General features: G+C 31.2%; 18 protein-coding genes. 4 read left to right on the plus strand and 14 right to left on the minus strand.

Features of this window, described 5'->3' with window-relative positions; translation table 11 throughout:
* Window positions 1–16: 16 nt before the first annotated feature.
* From ACJDUG_RS14620 to ACJDUG_RS14645, 6 genes are all read right to left on the minus strand, one after another.
* Complete coding sequence (locus ACJDUG_RS14620) at window positions 17–706, minus strand: HAD family hydrolase (RefSeq protein WP_406770612.1); 690 nt, start codon at window positions 704–706, stop codon at window positions 17–19.
* Window positions 707–728: 22 nt separating this feature from the next.
* Window positions 729–1,268 carry a cysteine hydrolase family protein gene (locus ACJDUG_RS14625; protein ID WP_406770613.1) on the minus strand — a complete coding sequence of 180 codons (540 nt, stop codon included), beginning with the start codon at window positions 1,266–1,268 and terminating at the stop codon, window positions 729–731.
* A gap of 92 nt (window positions 1,269–1,360) precedes the next feature.
* Complete coding sequence (locus ACJDUG_RS14630) at window positions 1,361–2,248, minus strand: GNAT family N-acetyltransferase (protein WP_406770614.1); 888 nt, start codon at window positions 2,246–2,248, stop codon at window positions 1,361–1,363.
* 114 nt (window positions 2,249–2,362) lie between these two features.
* Entirely contained in the window at window positions 2,363–3,268 is a 906-nt protein-coding gene (locus ACJDUG_RS14635; protein ID WP_406770615.1) for a sugar phosphate isomerase/epimerase family protein, read from the minus strand.
* A 26-nt stretch (window positions 3,269–3,294) separates the two neighbouring features.
* Complete coding sequence (locus tag ACJDUG_RS14640) at window positions 3,295–4,164, minus strand: class I SAM-dependent methyltransferase (protein ID WP_406770616.1); 870 nt, start codon at window positions 4,162–4,164, stop codon at window positions 3,295–3,297.
* Window positions 4,165–4,350: 186 nt separating this feature from the next.
* On the minus strand, window positions 4,351–4,980 hold the full coding sequence (locus tag ACJDUG_RS14645) for a GyrI-like domain-containing protein (RefSeq protein ID WP_406770617.1): 630 nt from the start codon (window positions 4,978–4,980) through the stop codon (window positions 4,351–4,353).
* 282 nt (window positions 4,981–5,262) lie between these two features.
* Between ACJDUG_RS14645 and ACJDUG_RS14650 the strand changes: the two genes are divergently transcribed.
* Window positions 5,263–6,156, plus strand: coding sequence for a DMT family transporter (locus ACJDUG_RS14650; RefSeq protein WP_406770618.1), 894 nt, complete (start codon window positions 5,263–5,265; stop codon window positions 6,154–6,156).
* Between the two features lie 59 nt (window positions 6,157–6,215).
* Here the strand turns inward: ACJDUG_RS14650 and ACJDUG_RS14655 are convergent, their stop codons facing one another.
* The 8 genes from ACJDUG_RS14655 to ACJDUG_RS14690 form a co-directional block, all read right to left on the minus strand.
* Window positions 6,216–6,782: a flavodoxin family protein gene (locus tag ACJDUG_RS14655; protein ID WP_406770619.1), complete on the minus strand. Its 567-nt coding sequence runs from the start codon at window positions 6,780–6,782 to the stop codon at window positions 6,216–6,218.
* A 34-nt stretch (window positions 6,783–6,816) separates the two neighbouring features.
* Window positions 6,817–7,920: a glycoside hydrolase family 113 gene (locus ACJDUG_RS14660; protein WP_406770620.1), complete on the minus strand. Its 1,104-nt coding sequence runs from the start codon at window positions 7,918–7,920 to the stop codon at window positions 6,817–6,819.
* Between the two features lie 92 nt (window positions 7,921–8,012).
* Window positions 8,013–9,260: a coproporphyrinogen-III oxidase family protein gene (locus ACJDUG_RS14665; protein ID WP_406770621.1), complete on the minus strand. Its 1,248-nt coding sequence runs from the start codon at window positions 9,258–9,260 to the stop codon at window positions 8,013–8,015.
* A 12-nt stretch (window positions 9,261–9,272) separates the two neighbouring features.
* Window positions 9,273–10,115: a radical SAM protein gene (locus ACJDUG_RS14670; protein ID WP_406770622.1), complete on the minus strand. Its 843-nt coding sequence runs from the start codon at window positions 10,113–10,115 to the stop codon at window positions 9,273–9,275.
* 72 nt (window positions 10,116–10,187) lie between these two features.
* Window positions 10,188–11,354 carry an MFS transporter gene (locus ACJDUG_RS14675; RefSeq protein WP_406770623.1) on the minus strand — a complete coding sequence of 389 codons (1,167 nt, stop codon included), beginning with the start codon at window positions 11,352–11,354 and terminating at the stop codon, window positions 10,188–10,190.
* A gap of 81 nt (window positions 11,355–11,435) precedes the next feature.
* On the minus strand, window positions 11,436–11,792 hold the full coding sequence (locus ACJDUG_RS14680; RefSeq protein WP_406770624.1) for an HAD-IA family hydrolase: 357 nt from the start codon (window positions 11,790–11,792) through the stop codon (window positions 11,436–11,438).
* On the minus strand, window positions 11,765–12,139 hold the full coding sequence (locus ACJDUG_RS14685; RefSeq protein ID WP_406770625.1) for a GNAT family N-acetyltransferase: 375 nt from the start codon (window positions 12,137–12,139) through the stop codon (window positions 11,765–11,767). The genes ACJDUG_RS14680 and ACJDUG_RS14685 overlap by 28 nt, the downstream gene beginning before the upstream one ends.
* Window positions 12,140–12,492: 353 nt before the next feature.
* A complete protein-coding gene (locus tag ACJDUG_RS14690) occupies window positions 12,493–12,957 on the minus strand; it encodes a low molecular weight protein-tyrosine-phosphatase (RefSeq protein WP_406770626.1) in 465 nt (154 codons plus the stop codon).
* A 162-nt stretch (window positions 12,958–13,119) separates the two neighbouring features.
* Here ACJDUG_RS14690 and ACJDUG_RS14695 point away from each other — a divergent pair, with 162 nt between their 5' ends.
* From ACJDUG_RS14695 to ACJDUG_RS14705, 3 genes are read left to right on the plus strand one after another with little or no spacing between them, the layout of a single operon-like run.
* A complete protein-coding gene (locus ACJDUG_RS14695; RefSeq protein ID WP_406770627.1) occupies window positions 13,120–13,572 on the plus strand; it encodes a LytTR family DNA-binding domain-containing protein in 453 nt (150 codons plus the stop codon).
* Window positions 13,569–14,234 carry a DUF4318 domain-containing protein gene (locus ACJDUG_RS14700; RefSeq protein WP_406770628.1) on the plus strand — a complete coding sequence of 222 codons (666 nt, stop codon included), beginning with the start codon at window positions 13,569–13,571 and terminating at the stop codon, window positions 14,232–14,234. The genes ACJDUG_RS14695 and ACJDUG_RS14700 overlap by 4 nt, the downstream gene beginning before the upstream one ends.
* A 15-nt stretch (window positions 14,235–14,249) precedes the next feature.
* Complete coding sequence (locus ACJDUG_RS14705; protein WP_406770629.1) at window positions 14,250–14,507, plus strand: DUF4318 domain-containing protein; 258 nt, start codon at window positions 14,250–14,252, stop codon at window positions 14,505–14,507.
* Window positions 14,508–14,829: the final 322 nt, after the last annotated feature.

Below are 14,829 nucleotides of genomic sequence, written 5' to 3' on the forward strand. Positions count from 1 at the left end.
ATTCAATATAAAATATTTATTGTTCTATTAATTCATTTAAAGATCTTATAATAGGAAACTCACTTTTAAGGCCTAGCGTTTCATATCTGTCTATTAATATTGCAACCATGCCAAATTCCTTTGCTGCTATAAGATTAGATTCACTATCATCAACAAATATTGCTTCCTCAGGCTTTATATTTAATTCTTCAATAGCTAATTTAAACAAAAGCTTTTCTGCTTTATTTGATCCAAAGATGGATGACATTATGAAAGTAGAAAAATATTGTTTTAGATCCTTATTTATGAATACTCTTTCTAGTGATGGCCAGGTATCTGAAACTACCCCTAATAGATATTTTTCTTTTAATTTTTTTAATGATGGCTCCACATCATCAAAAAATAAGAACTTATCATCATTATAAACATTATCATAAGCTAAAAGTTCAATAATTTCATCATTAATATTCGGGTATTGAATCTCCTTTAAAACAATTTCATAAAACTCCTTAAACATAGAAAATTCATCCTCTTCCGTTTTAACAAATGGTATTTTATTAATATGTTCATAGGCTTTGCTCATTGCATCTTCTAATTGTTCTTCTGTATAAATAAACTTTTGTTTCGAAATTATGTTCAAAAAATTAGGTGTAATAAACCAATGTCCTGTACAAGGTATATTTAAAGTACGTCCCGAATCAAATAAGATAGCCTTAATAACATTCATCTTCCCCTTATCCCCCATGTGTTTATTTATTCACTATTAACCTTTTTATTGTATTTTCTACACTTTCTACAATGCCAAATCTATTTTTAAAAATGTTATAATTATAAAACTCAAATAAATCCTTAGCTGACATATTCCCATTATTAAAGGTTGTATTAGTTTTCTCAGGAATAATTAGCTTGTACCCATATTCGAAAGCTACTTTACAAGTTGTATCTATGCAATACTCCGTTTGCATTCCTGTAATTATTAATTGATCTATACCCTTATTGTCTAAATACTCTTTTAAGCCTGTTTCCTTAAAAGCAGAATTATATTGCTTACTTATTATCTTTTCTTCTGCATTTGGACTTATTTCCTTATAAATTTTCCATCCTTCTGTATTTGGCTCTAATTCGCCACCCTCTTTGTCATAGTGCTGGACATAAATTACTTCTACTTTATTTTCTCTGCAAGTTTCTATCAATTTTTTTATATTATTAATAATTTCTTCTGCTGAAAAAGGCTTTGATAATACTAATGCATTTTGAAAATCAACAACTAAAAGTGCTATTTTTCCCATCTCTTTTATCTCCTTTTTATTGCTTATTTTTATCTTCAAGGTATTTGTATTACTTTAGTAATTGTCTAGAAAACTCCAGGTATTTTTTAGTTTTAATATTTTAGTGACTTTTGCCATTCATAATTGGCCCCGTATTCTAAAAAACCAACACTCTTATACAAAGCCTGTGAAGCGCTATTTTTGCCTCCTGTACCAACATATATAAATTTAGTTCCACGTTCTTTCAACAAATTCATCCCATATAATAAAGTACTTTTCATAATTCCTTTTCGCCGATATTTCTCTACACATGCAACAGGTTCTAATATTGCTGTCTTACTTAAAGGGTCGTCCCATATTGTACAATAAGCTATGATTTCTTCATTGATCGTCTCAACTACAAAATCCATTGCATCACCATACGAAGGAGAATTCATCATTCTTTCATATCTTTCTAAAGTTGTTCCTCTTCCTCCGGCAGCAATGGGGAATAATTCCACACGCCTTGCTACATCCTTCCTCTGGGTTAGGCGGATGATAAATCCACCTGGCAAAGGAGGATATAATTGTATTTTAGATAAATCACATATGCCGCAAAAGCGAAAATAATCCGTTTTGATATATCCTCGCTCTTTCAATATAATACTTAAGAACTTATCTTTGCTATTAGCTTCTGTTGTAATGGTAGTTCTACTCATGAAACATTTACCTTCAATATAATCCAGTATATTATTCGTCAGGTGTCTAAATTCTGAAAGAACGGTAATAAAAAACTCTTCCTCTTGAATTGTAATAAACCCGATTTCCATTTTTTCATCTGAAATAAGCCAAGCTGTCTTATACAATATATCTGGGCTTTCTTCAAATGAATATCTTTCAAAATCTAAATTTCCTATATGCAACTGCGGATATAAATGTCCAGTTTTCATACAATTATGCTGAAGGATGCTGCGCATAATATCATAATCACTTTCTTTATCAAATTTACGGTATCTAAGCATGTATAACCTCCAAGATTTGTGCTTTAAATGTATTCATTTATAGTTCTTCAATTGTAATATAAGAAAGAAGCTTCAATATTTCTTCAATACCCATCTTTGAACTCCCTACCACAGCTATTTGAATGTAGGCTTGCTAATCAGCTCACCAACCCATTGATAAATTTCTTCCAGCTCTTCATCACTAATTAAGTTGGATTTATGCTCAAATAAAATCTTATAATTATCGTTTGCCTCATTAAGAATTTTAAAAAATGCCTCCATATCACCCCAGCCATCTTTTACTCTTAATGATTTAAGTGCTGGATAATGAGCATCTGTCACATTTGTATCCACTTTTACATTCCATAAGTGTACTAAATATGTGTATTTCCCATAGCGTCTAATTATTTCTCTAGATGAAAAATTATCATCAATACAATCTTGTAAGTGTAATCTTCCGAAATCAAGGCATAATTTGATGTTAGGGTATTCCTTTAGTAAGTCCTCAAGCAGGTTTGTTTCATAAATATATTTGTTTAATCCATCCAACTCCAAAACAGGGGTAAAGTTATAATTCTTACCATGTTCAGAGAATATCTTGAAAAAATTTTTACTTCTTTCTTTGAAATACTCGTATGAAATCTCTGATTCATAATAATATTCAGTATTATCATAAAATCTCCAGGCTGACCAATCAACGTTATCGTCTAAAATTACTGGTTTTGGATAATGAAGCAAAATATAATCAGGATTAAATTCCTCTGCCCTCTCAAATTCATTCTCCATATATTTTATTGACTCTTCATAAGTAGTTTTATCTTTAGAAAGATATTGAGGATCTCTTAATCTCCATTGATTTTTTAGTAACGGAAAATGAATACCAATATTTAAATTTCTACTCCTAATATTATCTTTCAATACTTGCAATTCAGAAAATGACTCTATTTGATTAATTTCAATTCCAAAAAAGTAATCTCTAAAATCTCTATTCTGCTTTTTTACATCAAATCTATCAAATTGTCCAATCATAAGTCTTCTCATATGTTTCTCCCCATAACCTGCAAAACTTAAACTATCTTTGCATAAATTATTCTTTCAATCTCTGATACTGGTATGTTACGCCCTATTGGAATCAAATAGTTTTCCTTATAATATGAAGCTCCAACATCTTTTAGTATTTTAAGATTATATTGATTTAGAAAATCACTAGCTTCAGCTGAATTAAGACCAAAACACCATTTTTTACCACTCATTGCAAGATAATTCGTTAGAAAGTCTGTATCAACTGAATTGGAGGTTCTATCAATTACTTCTTTTAGAATATAAGAAAATAATACTACACTTCCAATTGAAACTTTCGAGATAAATTTCAACGTATTTTTAACAGCTTCCTCAGTAATATATTGAGTCACGCCCTCCCATATAAAAACAATAGGCTCTGAAAAATCTAATCCATTATTCTCTAATACTTTATCAAGTGTATGAATATTAAAATCTATAGGAGTAAATATGATATTGTCAGGTAATTCTCCAAGATGTTTTTTTAAAATACTTTTCTTTTTATCCTGTATAAATGGCAAGTCCACTTCATATACCTTTATGCTATTAATACCGGATATTCTAAATGCTCTTGTGTCAAAACCAGCTCCTAATATAACAAGCTGCTTAATCCCATTATCTAGTGTTTCTTTAAGAATATCATCTATGAATTTAGTTCTGCATATTTGTAATCCCATAAGTCCTATTGAAGAGCTATTATACATAAAAGTTAAAACTCTTCTCATAATACTATTCTGCAGTAAGCAATAAATGGTTTTACCAAAAAAGTCTTTAACTAATGGATCTTCAAATAATCTTATTTCCTTAGGTTGGTACTGTTCAAGAAGCCTAGCATATGCTGCAGCATACGCAGTTTTATAGCTTTCTTTATTTTCCATAATTTATCACCCTTTAACTCATTACCCTATAAATAGATTATAAACCACAAATTTACATATGGCTATATAAAAATAGTACTGTCCACCAATATAGGCGGACAGCACTTTTTTCATCTGATAAGATATATTAATGTTCTTTAGTCACCACTTCTCTCACAATTTCATCATTTTCATTTACTCCATTTACTAGACACCTTTTGGCCTTACCATATATCTCAGTACTGTTCTTAATTTTGCAGATTCAACCTTTCTTACATCAGAAAGATATATTTCTCTATGTTTTAAGGTAGTTATTTCAAGATTATTCTTTATTATGAATTCCTTCATTACTGCAAAGCTTTGGGGCTCATCATCATAAGGCCCTACATGAAGCATTTGTACAGATAAGCCATCTTCAACAGTATCAAAGTAAACATCATCAAGCAGAGGATGAGGCTTCTTTTTTCTTACATTTTCAAATGCTCTATCTACAATTTCTCTTGTCACAAAATCAGGCTGCCTTATCATAATGGTATATACAAGCTCATCCTTATTTAATGCAGCTAACTTCCTACCTTCTTCTGTTAAATCCCAAATTCCTTCTAACGGATATACTGTATATTCATAATAACCTTCTGGTGTATATCCTTGCTTTGGCATCATTCTAATTGCATAAGCCATTGAATAAAGGACAGCTACCCTTTTTGCAAATTCTTCACTGTTGGGGTTTCCTTTTCCATTTATCATAAAAAACTTTTGTTTTGGTACTGTTAAAAGCTCAGGTTTTTGTTTTGGCATATATAAATTTTTTTCTTCTTTTTTCCATTCATGTTTCATAGTTGCTCTCCTTTCATTAATATCCTAACTGCTTTCCTACAATAATTACTTTTATCCTGTCTTTAATAAACTGTCCTCTAATAATTGTGAATTACCCAGATAAATCCACACCCTTTCTAATAAAGGAATTACAATTCTTATTTTGTATTATAAATATATAATATCTTAATCATGCTTCACAATGAAATATGATATAATTAAATTTGGGTATTAACAATATTTGGAGGAAGGTTATATAGCTTAAAATCATTACTGTTATAGATGGAGGATATAAAAATTTTTATGAAAAATTATAAATATATATTACTACTAGTTATTGTTACTTTTGTCATGGGAGCAGAGTTTCCAGTTATTAAAATTGGACTTAAAACAGTTCCACCTTTGCTCTTTATAGGTATACGTTTTTTATTTGCCAGCTTAATATTATTTATTCTTTATTTCAATCGTATAAAGAGTGCCTTTAAAAAGGATATAATCATTCCTGCCCTTATTCTATCAATTTTTTTATTTATGGGGTTTTTAACTGCGAATTTTGGTATTAAATATACCACTGCAACAAATAGTGGCTTTTACATCTCCCTAGTTGTGCTATTCACTCCTATTCTAGGGTGGTTAATTTTTAAGAAATCAATAGCAAAAGAAGTTTTAATTAGTGTTGTTATTATTGTAGCAGGAATTTACTTAATCAGCACAGATTCTGGAACTATGAGTTTTAATACTGGCGACCTGCTTTGTTTATTAAGTGCTGTATTTTATTCCCTACAAATTATTTTTACAGCTTTATATGTAAAAAGACATAATCCATTAATTATTAGTTTATTGCAAATTGGCTTTGTTAGTATTTGGGGTTTTTGTGCAAGCCTTATTTTTGAGACCTTGCCAAAATTAAACTCCATAGGTTTACAAGGCTCATTATCCTTAATTTTTACTGGCATAATAGCAACTTCCTTCGTGTATACAGTACAAAGTTTTGCCCAGACAGAGGTTTCCCCTTCCAATATAGGTATAATATATTCCTTCGAACCTGTATTTTCAGCTGTAGTTTCTTTCCTAATGTTAGGTGAGAAACTTGGAATTAAAGGTATTATTGGGGGGACATTTATAGTATCCAGTGCAATTATTTATAACATATTATCCTACAAATCAAATGATAGTTATGCTGATACCATTGCTTAGTCTATAAATAGATTATAAATTACAAATTCACACAACACTTCCTATTCATTTGAATTCTATTATGTCATGAGCTTATGAGCAAATTTTATAGCGCCGTTAACAGCTTCAGCTGTTTGAAATGAAGCTTTGTCATCCTCATCTCTTACTGAATACATTCCTATATAATTTAAATTTGAATGCTCACAAAGACGCTTTATTCCAGTTTCAAAGGGCTCCGCTCCGTATTGCGCCTCATATCCGTGTGTTGCGATGATTGCACATTTTTTACCCACCCAAAGGGAACCGCTTCCTGTCCCGTAAAACTTATTCATTCCAAAAAAACGATCCAGCATTGCCTTCATTTCAGCCGGGCAATACCATGTGTAAATAGGAGTTGCTAAAATGAAACAATCTGATTGAATTATTTGTGAAACAATTTCCTGCATATCATCATTATGTTTACAACCATACTCACCAGTCACATTTTGACAAGAATAGCAGCCGCGGCATGGGAAAATATTTTTATCAACAAGTGTAATATATTTCACTTCCACACCATTCATTTCTAGCTCCTCAATGAATGGTTTAATAAGTTCAGCAGTATTACCATTGAGTCTTGGACTTCCCATTAAAATACAAACTTTCAAACTACAACACCTCTCAATACTACGTTTAAATTATCTATTTAGAATACCATCCTTTAATAACATTACCGCTATCATCACTTGGATAGTAATGGTTGGAAGGTCCCTCATTGCCAATAGCAAATATTGAAAACCCTAAATTCCATTGCTCATTTTCAAAAGTCCTTCTATAAGCCTCAAAGCAATTAGCCTGTTCCTTACCATTTGATTCTTCTTGTAGAAATGGATTCCAGGGTGATACAGATGCTTTTTCAAGTGGCGGGAATCCTAATTCACCGAAAAATATGGGCTTATTCCACTTACTATAAAAGTTTTTAATCTCTTGTTTTACATTTTGTTTTCTATTATAAATTTCTGAACTTTGCAGGGCATTCACTAAATTATCTACTGTATTTGTATTATTTTCAGTAAGCTCATAATAAGCTGCTATAGATATAAAGTCTAACTTTGAAAACAGCTTATTATTTAATTTCTTCTCATATTCTCTAGTGAAACTATCATCCCAAATGGCTGTTTTCCACCAGCTTGTTCTATAGGTTACCAGTCCTTTGTAATAGCTTCTTACATAATCCACCATGTCACAGAAACGGTCTTCCTCAGATTCTATTTTTGTAAAGCTTGTGCCTATGTTAAGTGCATCTACATGATAGGGCACAGCAACTTCATCAATTAAAGGTTTTAATACTTTTGTTTTCCAGTTATAAAAAAATTCATATAAATTATTTGGAGTCCATTCAGTTTCAAACTTGCTGCCATTTTCTATCCACGGATAAGGATCCAGTATAATATTTATTTTTTTACCATTTAATTTTTTAATAAGCTTTATGGCCTGTTCCTTACTGTAATTGTCAATGGACATATCACTTGCAGTTAGACTTGCAATATTTATAACAACAGGGATATCTATAGTATTAAGACCTAATTTATCAATATCTTTAAGAGCTGTATCAATATTATAGTCTGTACATAAATCTCCTGATTTAATTTTCACTTGAAATTTATTATTTAATGTTTTACCTTGGATTTTATTTAATAAAGCCCCAATATAGCCTCTGGTATCATAGTTTACTTTAAATACATAGTAAAAAGTAAATGATAATATTATTATTAGGCTAATTATTACTATACTTTTCTTTTTCATTTTGACCTCTCATCTAAAATTTGCATGCTGCATAATAATTTCAAAAGACTCTTAGTTCTAAAGTTAACATAAATAATTATAATATAACTTCCTTAATAGAGCCTTATTTCCTTTGGCCATGGATTTTCTCTTGCTATTCTCCAGGATTTATCTATATATCTATTTGTATATTTCTGTTCTAATAAATGATAATAATAAGTTCCCCTTTCAGTTAACTGATAGCCATTTTTCACTTTATTTAGTAAGCCTAATACTATAGCAATTCTTAATTCTATCTTAAACATTTTTTCTAAATTGAACCCAAACAACTTTTTAAACTCGTCATTATTAAATTCTAAAGTATAGGCATTCCAAAACATCCAATAAAGAGCTCGGTTTCTCTCACTAAATTCCATTGTCATTGCAGTAGGAATTTTACCACTTTTTATACACTTAATATATTCTTCTACATCAAATGTATTTAGTTTTAGAAATTTCTTTGTTAAGGAAGTAGCACTAGGTCCAAAGCCAATAAAGGCGTCTCTTGTAATAGATGAATACCTAGTCTTGTCTTTTTTGCCAAAAGTCCATACAGCGGTTCTATCACAGCCTATCTCAGCACTAGTCCTTTTAAGTACACTTAAAAGTTGTCTTTTTTCTTCTTTTCCTAAAGGTTTTCTTGCATTATTTGCATAGGAAAAATCGATAAATGGATATGTTGAAACTTGTGTAGCTCCTAATTGAAATGCTCTTAAAAAATCATTTCTTAAATCCTCTTCACTTTGATTTGCTATACCAAAAATCAAATCTACGTCTATGGTATTAAATCCCGCTTCTTTAACTAATCTTACTTTTTCCGCACCATCAATATATTTTCTGCCTAAGGTATTAAGACATTCTGCTTGAAAGGATTGTATACCAATGCTTACCATATCAAAACCAATATTCTTTATTTTAAGTAAGCTATCCTTAGTAATATTGCTTGGATGTAACTCTATACCAATATTACCTCTTATATTAAAATACTCCTTTAGTGCAGCTATAATTTCACCAAGCTCATTAATCATAAGCGCTGGAGTACCACCGCCAAAATACACACTTGTAACAGTTTTCTTGTTCTTATATTGTCTTCCAACCATATTTATTTCATCTATTAATGCTTCCTTATAAGGCTTTATCATACTTTCGTCGTATTTAATCCTATTGTATGGGCAGAAAGAACATAGGGTTTTACAAAAGGGTATATGTACATAAATCCCTATTTCCTCTGTATCGAATTCCATTTCATGGCTAGCTTTATCTGTAAACATTAAAGGTTTCAATGACCTTGTAAGAAGTACTCTTAATATGCTGGTTACCATAATTTCATTCTCCTATACATACTTCAAGTAGGTTTTTATCATGTCTAATATAACTTTGGGTTTCCCTTTACACAGAAGCGAAAATTCAACTGCAAAAAGATATCCGCAATTTTCACATAACCCATCTATTTCTATACATCTGCCGCAGACATACCTTTTCTTATTTTCAGACACAATACATTGATAGCAAGGCCTGTCCCAATCATTTGCCAAGTAATAATCTAAGGCTGAATATAAATTGAATACTGGATATTGTTTCTTAATCATAGTCTTAATTGTATTTATAGAAATTATTTTCTGCTCTCTATTTAAAGCTAAATTTTCTGTACCCTTATAGGGCGTATGAAAATTAAAAGAAACCGAATTCAAGTTTGGATTTTCTTTTACTATTTTACATACCTCTTCTATATCACCAAAGTTTACATTATTAACAGCCATATAAACACAAATATTAGAGTTATTTGCTTTAGCCACATTTTCCATAATTTTATCAAAGGTATTTCCTCTAATAAAATTGTGAGTATCACGAGCTCCATCTATACTTAAAAAAATAACATCTGCTTCAGGAATATTTAAATCTATTGTTCCATTGGTTACTATATTTACAATTAAAAATCCAATTTTCTTTGCTTCATTAATTAAATCTTTAATAGTTTTACTGCCATCCTCCCAAACCATGGTTTCTCCACCACAAAAAAATAGTATTCTTATACCTTCATTGTAAAATGACTTTATTTCTTGAACTATGTCCTCATAAGGGTACATTACTTTATTTATATTATTTACCGCACAATGTTTACAACTCAAATTACAATAATCTGTAAGTATTATTGTGCCAAGTATGGGTTTTCTCATTTTAAATATAATGGTTTTTATACCAAACCAGCTTAAACTTATAAAATCCCTAATTCTCAAAATATACCTCTCTTAATTAGCTGATCTACAAGCAGCAATTTTATCTATTTTTTCACTACTTACAAACATAATAATCAGCAGCACCAAAATAAATATTGGGTAAAACTGTATTCCAACTCTTCCAAAAATTAGACCAAGAGTTGGCGGAACAATGGTTGTCCCAATATAAGCAAATGCCATTTGCACACCCATGAGTTTACTGGAGTTATTTTTACCGAAGCGCTCTGGCGTTTCATGCAGCATAGAAGGATAAATAGGAGCACATCCCATTCCTATAAGAATTAATCCCAAAAGGTTAACATAGCTTTGACTGAAAATCAGTAATAAAGCAGCCCCTATACCTATGATAGCTTGACCACCTCGAATTAAATCAGGGTTACTGAATTTAGCTGTTATAAATCCATTTATCAATCTTCCTATAGTGATGCCCAGGTAATACATTGATATCCAGCCAGCTGCAACACTAGCTGCAACACCTTTGTTCTGTACCAAGTAGCTTGCACCCCATAGACCAGCAGTGCTCTCTAATGCACAATAACAGAAGAAACCAAGGAGTGCAGGTCCTATTCCAGGTAATTTAAATAAATTTTGTTTTGTATCTTCTTCTATTGTATTTTCCTGTCCATTATCATGAAATGCTCTCCAAAGTGGTAAGGAAATAAATAAAATTAGAACCAAACAGATCTGTATCACTGCAACAGTTAAATATCCCTTTTGCCATGAACCCTTTAAGGTAATAGCGGCCGACATAATTATTGGACCAGCTGTTGCACCAATTCCCCAAAAACAGTGCAGCCAGCTCATATGTCTTGCTGAAAAATGCAGAGCCACAAAATTATTTAATCCAGCATCAACTGCTCCTGCTCCTAGACCCAATGGTATTGCCATTATACACAGCCATAGATAATTTTTACTGAAAGAAAATCCGAGCAAAGCCATTGCAGTCATAAAAACACTTATGAGAGTTAGCTTACCCGTCCCCAGTTTTCGAATTAGTTTACCACTCATTATACTTGAAATGATAGTTCCTCCAGATATAATCATGGAGATTAAGCCCGCTCCAGCTATTGGCAGAGATAAATTCGTTCTTATAGTTGGCCATGCGGCTCCTAGCATGGAATCTGGAAGGCCTAAGCTAATAAAAGCTATATAAATAATAATCAATAATAATGTGGTCATTTCTTCTCTTCCCTTCTTGTTTCAGTTGAAGCTCCATTGGCATTCTATTTCGATACCCCAGAATAACAATTGAAATGAGTTTTAATTTATTATATCAATCAATTTCTTTAGTGATTCTATATAAAAATCTGGCGTTTCAGTAAAGCTAACATTATTTGTATTATATAGACATACCTTAATTCCCGCAGCCTTTCCTCCTAATATTTCAAATTCTCTATCTCCTATTGCTAATGCAGTATTATTATTAATATTATACTTTTCAATTAAGTAAAGAAATGCTTCTGGATCTGGCTTTCGTTTAAACCCATACTTCTTAGTAATTACTTCTGTAAAATAGTTCAACATTCCATAATGCCGAAGAAACTTTAATGTAGAATCTCCTCTGTGGGTTATGATAAAGTTTCTACCACCTAGGTTAACAAACCACTTCTTACCCATTCATACTTAATATCATCCATATTTTCCTCATTCTCATATCCTCTGCCAATTATCTTAAAGCCATTTTTTTCGTAAAATCGTTGAGCTTTCTGATTTACCTCAAAAGTATATAATGTCAATCTTCCTGCGGAATTACCTTTTGCAATATCAAGAAATTTTTTGCCTATTCCTTTTCTTTGATAATTAACGTGTATATACAGCTGATTTATTTCATTTTCATTAAAGGCAAGCATACCTATTACTTTATCTTTGCTTTCATCTAAAGCAATATAAATTATATTATCCTTGCTTAATACATTATTTAAAAAATATATGCCTTCATTAAAAGTATGTAATGGCTTTATCACTATAGCCCCCTCCATACTCTCTCTCCACATTTTCACTGTGTCCTCAGCATATGTAGAATTAAATTCTATTATTTTAATATTATTATGTTCCAGTCTGACCCACCCACCTCTAATTAGCTACTGCATTATTGTTTATAATTATTATTTATTTAGCCTATATATAGATTATAACCCATAATATTACATATTCCTAGATAAAAAACTCACCCGTCAAGGTGAGGGGTATTATTCTATTGCTTTTGCTTAGCAATTATAACTGCATTGATAATATAATTAGGGTACCTCTATTAACAAATTCAAAATACCATCAATATAGTTAACTACACTGATGGCACTTTGAATTTATCTTAACGTTATAATACATCATTTCTCAATATATAATTCAGCAATGATGTGCACCCCTCTGTAATGTCCTTATAGGTTTCTTCAAAATCTCCTGTATACCAAGGGTCAGCAATATCTCTAGTACTAGTTGAGAAATCAAGCAATCTATAAATCTTTCCTTCGTTATCGTCACCAACAATCCGTAAAACATTTTTGATATTGTAACTTTCCATGCAAATAATATAATCATACATGTCATAATCTTTCTTGGTAAGTTGAACTGCAGTTTTTCCCTTACAAGAAATTCCTACTTCACTTAACTTATTTTTTGTACCTTTGTGTACAGAGTTTCCAATTTCTTCTCTACTTGTGGCAGATGAAGCTATATAAAACTTGTCCGATATACTTTTTTCTTCCACCATATGGCGAAATACAAACTCAGCCATAGGGCTTCGGCAAATATTCCCATGGCAAACAAACATTATTCTTATCATATTCTTATAACCCCTTATTATATCTAGTGCAAATTTATATATTAATTATAAACCAATACTATAATAGGATTTGCCACTTACCATTGATTTCAGACCACTAACCTTCGGTCTGTAGAATTCATATGGAAAAACATGTATTATATAGTAAAGGAGGATGATGCAATGAAAGTAAAATTACAGTATGTAAATTCTCCAGAAGAGGAATGTGCTGTATTGAATGTTTATGAAAACCATCCTGGAATTATAAAATTGAAGGAGATAATTGAAAAAGGCAACTATCAAACAATGGCTATTCCTTGCTTTCTAGGAGAACAAAGATATTCTATTTCTTGCGAGCACATTTTATACTTTGAGACTATACAGGAACTCTTATTTGTTCATACCGGAAGCAAGATCTACGAAGCCAAGAAACGGCTATATGAACTTGAAGAGATGCTTCCAAAACAATTTGTTCGTGTCTCTAAGTCTGTCATAATGAACCTAAAACAGGTGGAGTACTACAGTCCATTGGCAAATGGACTTATGAAAGCAACATTTTATAATGGTGAGGAGACGTATATTTCCAGAAAATATCTCCGCCTTCTCAGAGCAAGTATTGGAGGTGTAAATTTATGACAAAGGAGGATATAAGAGAAATTTCAATAAAGGGGCTTTCCCTAGGGCTAATATTATTTCTAAGTGCAATTATTGAGCTGCTAATCAATAAAGATATGCAGCACCTACAAATTGTTGGCACTTTCCTTATTCCAATCATCCTTGCTTATTGCCTGCTCGGTATGTTCATTAGGTGGATGCTATATCGGAGCACTATTAGAAAAGAAGGCTTCCACCTTTTTACAGGTGTTGCCGTAGTCTACTGGATATCTATGTTCAGTGCAATTTTTATGGCCGGTGCTTTTTTTATTCCTCAGGTTATCCGGTATATTGTTTTGGCAAATATTGCTACACTGCTGCTTATATGGTTCCTTAATTGTATATATATGAAGAGCATTGCTAAAGAATTAAATTACAATCTGTCATACTACAATCGAACATTAGTTGAAGATTTGCAAGAGAGACCTCAAACAGAAGATATATTTATAGAAGAAATCGAAACTTATTGTAAAAAGAACCATCTTTCCTTGGAAATCATAGAGCATGGTATTCCAGCTAAGATTAAAATGAATAATGTACTTTATATTGTGAAATTAGAACAATACTACTCAATGTTTGGAACCTTGACATACACACTTGAATTTCATAACGTAGTTTCTGAGATCAATAATAATATCAATTAAGGGGATATGAGATTTATGGAGATTATTAAGAAGCTTAAAAAGTATTTTATAACATCGAAATCCTGGGTAATTGATTTGCAGGATTGCACTATAATTCCCTCTGGAAAGACTATTGTGGATACTATTCAGAATTGGGCAATTAATAATAAAAAAGAAATATCATTTTTAAGTACTATGAATCCGGTGACTTTTATACTAAATGGGACAAAGTATGTGGCAAATATCACTAGAGAACGCGGTGCTTATACCTTGCATATTACAAATTGTGAATAAAGGATACCATATCAGATATTTATATTTCTTATTTAATAGTAAAACAATGTAAGATAAAATGTACCCTATAGATTAATTATATAAACAATCTAATCTATAGGGTATTTATGAGTTATGAATCTTTTTTGCGAGAATTAGCCCAATAAGATTTTGAAAGAAGATTATAAACATTTTCAATATCTATCTCATTATTATCCGTGGTAATAATGAAATCTGCTTTTTTATAATTTACTACTTGATGTATAGTGTTTATAGCATAATAGAAGTGCAGAGTTTAGCTGCTTAAAAGTGCACAGATTAACAGCTATAAATAAAGACACTT

Source organism: Candidatus Clostridium stratigraminis, assembly GCF_045310675.1.
Lineage (GTDB): Bacteria > Bacillota > Clostridia > Clostridiales > Clostridiaceae > Clostridium_AT > Clostridium_AT stratigraminis.

Bases quoted from the DNA above. Each gene is read 5' to 3' on its own strand.
- ACJDUG_RS14620 (WP_406770612.1), bottom strand. From the start codon at position 706: ATGAATGTTATTAAGGCTATCTTATTTGATTCGGGACGTACTTTAAAT.
- ACJDUG_RS14625 (WP_406770613.1), bottom strand. From the start codon at position 1,268: ATGGGAAAAATAGCACTTTTAGTTGTTGATTTTCAAAATGCATTAGTA.
- ACJDUG_RS14630 (WP_406770614.1), bottom strand. From the start codon at position 2,248: ATGCTTAGATACCGTAAATTTGATAAAGAAAGTGATTATGATATTATG.
- ACJDUG_RS14635 (WP_406770615.1), bottom strand. From the start codon at position 3,268: ATGAGAAGACTTATGATTGGACAATTTGATAGATTTGATGTAAAAAAG.
- ACJDUG_RS14640 (WP_406770616.1), bottom strand. From the start codon at position 4,164: ATGGAAAATAAAGAAAGCTATAAAACTGCGTATGCTGCAGCATATGCT.
- ACJDUG_RS14645 (WP_406770617.1), bottom strand. From the start codon at position 4,980: ATGAAACATGAATGGAAAAAAGAAGAAAAAAATTTATATATGCCAAAA.
- ACJDUG_RS14650 (WP_406770618.1), top strand. From the start codon at position 5,263: ATGAAAAATTATAAATATATATTACTACTAGTTATTGTTACTTTTGTC.
- ACJDUG_RS14660 (WP_406770620.1), bottom strand. From the start codon at position 7,920: ATGAAAAAGAAAAGTATAGTAATAATTAGCCTAATAATAATATTATCA.
- ACJDUG_RS14665 (WP_406770621.1), bottom strand. From the start codon at position 9,260: ATGGTAACCAGCATATTAAGAGTACTTCTTACAAGGTCATTGAAACCT.
- ACJDUG_RS14670 (WP_406770622.1), bottom strand. From the start codon at position 10,115: ATGAGAAAACCCATACTTGGCACAATAATACTTACAGATTATTGTAAT.
- ACJDUG_RS14675 (WP_406770623.1), bottom strand. From the start codon at position 11,354: ATGACCACATTATTATTGATTATTATTTATATAGCTTTTATTAGCTTA.
- ACJDUG_RS14680 (WP_406770624.1), bottom strand. From the start codon at position 11,792: ATGGGTAAGAAGTGGTTTGTTAACCTAGGTGGTAGAAACTTTATCATA.
- ACJDUG_RS14690 (WP_406770626.1), bottom strand. From the start codon at position 12,957: ATGATAAGAATAATGTTTGTTTGCCATGGGAATATTTGCCGAAGCCCT.
- ACJDUG_RS14695 (WP_406770627.1), top strand. From the start codon at position 13,120: ATGAAAGTAAAATTACAGTATGTAAATTCTCCAGAAGAGGAATGTGCT.
- ACJDUG_RS14700 (WP_406770628.1), top strand. From the start codon at position 13,569: ATGACAAAGGAGGATATAAGAGAAATTTCAATAAAGGGGCTTTCCCTA.
- ACJDUG_RS14705 (WP_406770629.1), top strand. From the start codon at position 14,250: ATGGAGATTATTAAGAAGCTTAAAAAGTATTTTATAACATCGAAATCC.